The organism is Xanthomonas populi, assembly GCF_002940065.1.
Lineage (GTDB): Bacteria > Pseudomonadota > Gammaproteobacteria > Xanthomonadales > Xanthomonadaceae > Xanthomonas > Xanthomonas populi.
The window spans coordinates 1-912 of the sequence record NZ_MDEJ01000293.1 but is presented as its reverse complement, the minus strand read 5'-3'; the positions used below and the strand labels follow the sequence as shown (position 1 = coordinate 912).

The following is a 912-nucleotide window of genomic DNA, read 5'->3' as shown; positions in this document are numbered from 1 at the left end:
GCATCCATGCAACTGACATTCGGTGATGCGCAGGGCTTGGGCAAGCGCAAGCACACCCGTCGTGAGATCTTCCTGGCCGAGAGGGAGCGCATCGTTCCATGGACGCACCTGCTTGGGCTGATCGCGCCCCACTCTCCGGTGTCCGGGCGGCCAGGCCGTCAGCCATATGCCCTGGCGACGATGTTGCGGATTCATCTGTTGCAGCAGTGGTATGCACTGAGCGATCCGGCGATGCAAGAAGCCCTGCACGAGATCCCGACGTTGCGGTGTTTTGCTCAACTCGGCGGCTTGGACAGCGTTCCCGACGAGACCACGATTCTCTCCTTCCGCCGCCTGTTAGAGACGCATGACCTTGCCGCGCAGATGCTGCAGGCAGTCAACGCGCACCTGGCGCGCAAGGGTCAGCGCCTGCGGTCCGGCACCATTGCCGATGCCACCCTGATCGCGGCGCCCAGCTCGACCAACAATGCCGATCGCGCGCGCGACCCTGAGATGCATCAGCCCAAGAAGGGCAACCAGTGGTATTTCGGGATGAAGGCGCACATCGGCGTGGATGATGTTTCCGGGCTGGTCCACCACGTGTGTTGCACGGCTGCCAATGTCGCCGATGTCACGGTGACGCACGCGTTGCTGCACGGCACCGAAGACAGCGTGTTCGGCGACAGCCGCGACACCGGCGCGGACAACCGCGAAGAACTGCAAGACTGCGAGGCAGCATTTTTCATCGCCGCCAAGCGTTCGACGATTCAAGCCATCGGCAACAAGCGCGAGCGTGCGCGGGAAGAACGTTGGGAGCACTTCAAAGCCAGCGTGCGTGCGAATGTGAAGCATCCGTTTCGGGTCATCAAACGGCAGTTTGGCTACACCAAGGTCCGCTATCGGGGTTTGGCCAAGAACACGGCGCAGGTACTG

General features: G+C 62.3%; 1 protein-coding gene. It reads left to right on the top strand.

Features of this window, described 5'->3' with window-relative positions; genetic code table 11:
- Nucleotides 1-6: 6 nt before the first annotated feature.
- The coding region (locus XpopCFBP1817_RS20910) for an IS5 family transposase (protein WP_128418496.1) at nt 7-912 on the top strand (906 nt) is incomplete at its 3' end.